The 4473-nt window shown below is 41.3% G+C and carries 6 protein-coding genes and 1 pseudogene; 2 read left to right on the top strand and 5 right to left on the bottom strand.

Annotation, left to right across the window (positions count from 1 at the left end; genetic code table 11):
* A partial coding sequence (locus GB992_RS10815; protein ID WP_161002444.1) for a M78 family metallopeptidase domain-containing protein occupies window positions 1-781 on the top strand: 781 nt, incomplete at its 5' end.
* Window positions 782-795: 14 nt separating this feature from the next.
* Window positions 796-1755 (top strand): D-2-hydroxyacid dehydrogenase, encoded by a 960-nt coding sequence (locus GB992_RS10810; RefSeq protein WP_161002443.1) that lies wholly within the window; start codon window positions 796-798, stop codon window positions 1753-1755.
* A 117-nt stretch (window positions 1756-1872) separates the two neighbouring features.
* On the opposite strand, the gene GB992_RS10805 is transcribed toward GB992_RS10810, so the two are convergent.
* The 5 genes and pseudogenes from GB992_RS10805 to GB992_RS10785 all read right to left on the bottom strand — a co-directional run.
* On the bottom strand, window positions 1873-2259 hold the full coding sequence (locus GB992_RS10805; RefSeq protein ID WP_161002442.1) for a hypothetical protein: 387 nt from the start codon (window positions 2257-2259) through the stop codon (window positions 1873-1875).
* Window positions 2252-2572 carry an acetyl-CoA carboxylase gene (locus tag GB992_RS10800; protein WP_161002441.1) on the bottom strand — a complete coding sequence of 107 codons (321 nt, stop codon included), beginning with the start codon at window positions 2570-2572 and terminating at the stop codon, window positions 2252-2254. Before GB992_RS10800 ends, GB992_RS10805 begins: the two co-directional genes overlap by 8 nt.
* Window positions 2565-3872 (bottom strand): Y-family DNA polymerase, encoded by a 1308-nt coding sequence (locus GB992_RS10795; protein WP_162855690.1) that lies wholly within the window; start codon window positions 3870-3872, stop codon window positions 2565-2567. Before GB992_RS10795 ends, GB992_RS10800 begins: the two co-directional genes overlap by 8 nt.
* 246 nt (window positions 3873-4118) lie before the next feature.
* Window positions 4119-4181, bottom strand: a complete 63-nt coding sequence (locus GB992_RS11970) for a putative holin-like toxin (protein ID WP_222843308.1) — start codon at window positions 4179-4181, stop codon at window positions 4119-4121.
* Window positions 4182-4348: 167 nt separating this feature from the next.
* A pseudogene (locus tag GB992_RS10785) lies at window positions 4349-4473 on the bottom strand (magnesium transporter CorA family protein); the annotation flags it as partial.

Below are 4473 nucleotides of genomic sequence, written 5' to 3'. Positions count from 1 at the left end.
ACCCGTCTTTGATGTGGCACAAACTAGCGGTGAACCAGTGTTAAGTGCTAAAGACTTTGTCAAAGAAAATTTGGCCGATCATCAGAATGTGACAAGCTTGTATAACGCATTCAAGGACTATCTAAACCAGCAAATCGACCTTAAAGTCAGTGAAGTGCCCTTAGCAACGCTAAATGGGGCTAAAGGGTATTTTCAACCCAGCACTAATGAAATTGTTATTGGTGGTGATGAATCAGATAATGCTTTAAAATTGAAGACGTTATATCATGAATATGCACATAGTCAGTTACATGGATTAAAATCAGCCTTTAAAGATCGGCCACGAGCCTATCAGGAAACCCAAGCCGAAGCGGTTGCGTATGTTGCCATGCAAAATATTGGCGTTGATACCAGCAACTACTCACTCGGTTACGTGGCCACCTGGGCTAAAGATAAAGCCGTGATCCATAGTGCTTTAAGTGAGATCCAGCAAGTGAGCAACAAAGTGATTGAGCTTAGCGACGGGTTAACCAAACAATTAGGCTTACAAGAAGCCCAAAAAGAGCCTGAGCATGATCTAAAAAAGTTATCAGCCCATGATCTTAATAAGTCCTATCAAGGCTTGCAACAACAAGTTCAGCAAGCAACTAATCCACAACAAAAATCAGAACTACAAAATAAATTAAATGATGTACACCATGAAATCAGTAATCGAACGCAAAAACAACTGAAAGCATTTTCTGAACAAAACCCGGCAATCAAACAACCAGAACATAATGCAGCTAAAACATTGAAAAGATAGGGGGATTTAACACTATGAAAATTGTTCTTTTAGATGGATATGAACTAAACAAAGATTTAAATTGGAAAAGCTTGCAAGAATTAGGCGACTGCACTTTATATGATCGTACCTCAGTTAACGATAACGCTGAAATCATAAAACGAATTAAATATGCTGATATCGTCATTACACACAAAACACCCCTAGATCATGAAGTGATTAGCAAAACATCACGATTGAAGTATATCGGAATCATGGGAACCGGTTATGATGTCGTTGATATTGAGAGCGCACACCAGAACAAGGTTGTGGTGACTAACATTCCCACATATGCAAGTGACGCAGTGGCACAATTTACTTTCTCGTTATTATTAGAAGTGACTAGCCAAGTTGGATTGCATAATCAGCTTGTTCATGAAAACCGGTGGGCACAGGCTCCTGATTTTACTTTTTGGGAAAAACCGCTATTAGAATTAAAAGGGAAAACTTTAGGAATAATCGGTTATGGCCATATTGCGCAAAAAGTTGCTAAAATAGGACACGCTTTTTCTATGAAAGTTATTTTCTATAATCATCGTCCTAAAAAGGTTCCTGAATCATGGATTCAGCAGGTTTCATTTGATGAACTATTAAGGCAATCTGATGTGCTTAGTCTGCATGTGATCCAAACACCAGAAACAATTGATTTAATTAATAATGATACGATTGCCAAAATGAAAACTGGGGTTATTATATTGAATACGGCCCGAGGCAAATTGGCTAATGAAGCGGACATCAAGAATGCCTTGAATGAAGGCAAAATTTATGCCTACGCCACTGATGTTGTTAAAGGGGAGCCCATTGCTAGTGATAGCCCATTATTACAGGCCAAAAATTGTTATATTACCCCACATATTGCTTGGGCACCATATGAGACAAGAGAACGGTTGTTGCATATGACTGTTGATAATCTAAAAGCATATTTATCAGGAGATCTGAAAAACGTTATCAATTAATGGCAATGGTCTGTGAATTCTTTTGCCTACATTGAAGTAAAACTGTCTAAAATAAAGCAATTAGAAAAAACAGAGCCAGCAAATAAAGTGTTAAGAAAAATACGGAGAGCTAGAATTTTATAGCTTCTCCGTATTTTTAAAGGCCACATTGCGAATTTCTTGTAGTGGGATAAACCGATCAGCATCAATCACAATATCATTGGCATTGTAGCCATGGATCAAGGTGGTGATGTCTGGTAAATGGCGGTTGTTTTGGTCAACCGTTTTTAATTGAATGGTCACTGGTTGCTGACGCTGATATGCGTCCGCCAATACCTCGGTAATTACTGCTAAGGATTGTTGCGGTCTTGGAACGTATACTGCATTCAACTGCTGGTTCTGTTGGTTTAAAGCGGCAGTATGATCAGATAAATAGAACCCCTGCCATTTCATCATGCCCCGGTCATGATAATCGTGTTCAAAAAAATGCTTAACCGTGCCTAAATCAAAGTCTTGGTTATTCAAGGGGCACCCGCTTTCGTTGAATCAGCTTTTGACTTTCCGGCCACCGTTCTCCTGTAAAGCCGACAAATTCGATCGTTAGCTTTATATCTTGTCGTAATGCTTTCAACAGCTTTTCTAAATCAGCTAAATCATAGTGTGCTAATTTATGTAAGGGAACGGATTGCAAGCGCTCGTTAGCCCGTTGACTGTTAAAAAACAGGTTATAGGTCTGATCGTAGGTATCATTAGTCAACATTAACCAATAGCGGGTTTTGGGACGCCGCTTAAACAATAGGGTTAATCGCCCCTTAATAATCTCTATATCGCTATTCATAGCTATTACCTCCATTATGTCCGCCCACTAGTGAAGCCCGCTTGATAGCGGTGCCCCCCTTTAATAAACTGGTCGCGTAAACTAGTTTGGTGAACCCAAATTGCCGGTGAATTTCATCAATCACCTGGTTTAACCGGCTACGGCGAATTTGGTTACGCGGTGTTTCAAATAAATTAAGTTGTTGGCCGGAGTTGGCACTTAGTTTACTGCTATAAACGCCAATATTCCGGACAGCTTGACCGTCCCAATTCTGACGGAATAACCACAATAATTGTTGCGTCAAAACTTGATTGTCGTTAGTCGGGTCAATTTTTAAAGCTTGGTGAAAGCCACCGCGACCATCTGCTTCAGCTGCGGCATAGGAAAACCCAATGCTTAGCGATAGACACCCCGCCAGTTTATGGTGGTGCCGAAGCCGCGCCGCCACCTGTTCCCCAATTTCTTTAATGACGGTTTCAATTTCGACTTGGTTAAAATAATCTCGCGGCAATACTTGTGAATTACCCAGGCTAGCTTCTTTAACCTTAGTTGGTTCCGTAACTTGCGCGCGATCAATTCCCCAGGCCGTAGCAAATAACTGGCTACCAATGACGCCAAGCTGCTGTTTGAGTAAATAAGGGTTGGTATGGGCTAGCTCATACATATTGTGAATGTGAAGGCGGTTCAAACGTTTCGCCATACGGGGGCCAATCCCCCAAACGTCCGTCAATTCAGTAATTGACCAAATTTTATCCGGCACAGTTTCGTAATGGATTTCACCGATAAATTCATGATTATGTTTAGCGTAAAGGTCTAAGGCTAATTTAGCTTGCACCGGATTGTCACCAATTCCCACGGTGGTATACAAGCCTAGCTTTTGCCGAACCGTCTTTTGAATCAAGCGTGCCACTTCGCGAACGGAATTGCCAAACAGCCGCCAAGTATGGGTCATATCAAGAATGCTTTCATCAATTGAATACGGCCAAACCTCTTTTTCAGTAGTAAATTGATGAAAGATCTGATTGATCTGCAAATTACGTTGAATATAAAGGTTCATGCGCGGTGGCACGACCCACAACCTGGGGTCATTGGGTAAGTCACGTTTACGGGAGACGTTGGCTTTAAGATGAAATAAGTGCTTAGCTTCGGGTGACGTGGCTAAAATGAGCCCGCCATTAGTATTTTCAGCTTCGCTAAGGACCACTAAGGGGACTTTTAAGGGATTAAGCCCCCGGGCAACGGCTTCGCAACTAGCATAAAAGGACTTGTTATCGATTAAGAAGAACACGCCATGCGGTTCATCATCAGTAAACAATTTCATCACTTCCGTTAGCTTTTACCTGTATTGTAGCACAGAAGGCAAACGTGTGTTCCCTAAAAAAACTGCTAGAAAGCTGATTAAAAATAGTCGAAAGTCCATTATAGTCATGCTATAATGTAGAAAGAAAAAGGGAAGCCCCGCTAGAACAGGACTTCCCATGCAAGCCGCTTCAAAGGCGGTGGCGAAGTTAATAAGACAGCATTAAGCTACCCTGTAACCTACCAAAGTTACGCAGGGCGGCTTTTTTTATTTGTGGTGCTTGTCGATATAGCTGAGTAGCGCGATTAAAAACGTGCCAAACAGCAACATCAACGAGAGTGTCTGGAAGACGCTCATTGACTGTGAAACCTTCCTGAAGATTATTCCATGTTCCCATGGGCCTCACCTCGCAAGGGAAAAGACAGCCACCGCCCTTAAAACTTCCTGCGTAATCCATGCAATTCTGCTTTAAATCGTATTAGGGTATCACAAATACTTTACAAATATTTTTTGCGTCGCATGAAAAACCAGCAAATTAGGCTTAGTATAACAGAGATAATCAGCACAGCAAAAACACCATAAGAAGATTTTTCAAACGGGACATCGACATTGATTCCCCAAA

Source organism: Furfurilactobacillus milii (assembly GCF_009863985.1).
GTDB classification, from domain to species: Bacteria; Bacillota; Bacilli; order Lactobacillales; family Lactobacillaceae; genus Furfurilactobacillus; species Furfurilactobacillus milii_A.
Note: the sequence above shows the minus strand (reverse complement) of the source record. Positions and strands in the feature narration are given on the sequence as shown.

Bases quoted from the DNA above. Each gene is read 5' to 3' on its own strand.
- GB992_RS10810 (WP_161002443.1), top strand. From the start codon at position 796: ATGAAAATTGTTCTTTTAGATGGATATGAACTAAACAAAGATTTAAAT.
- GB992_RS10800 (WP_161002441.1), bottom strand. From the start codon at position 2,572: ATGAATAGCGATATAGAGATTATTAAGGGGCGATTAACCCTATTGTTT.
- GB992_RS10795 (WP_162855690.1), bottom strand. From the start codon at position 3,872: ATGAAATTGTTTACTGATGATGAACCGCATGGCGTGTTCTTCTTAATC.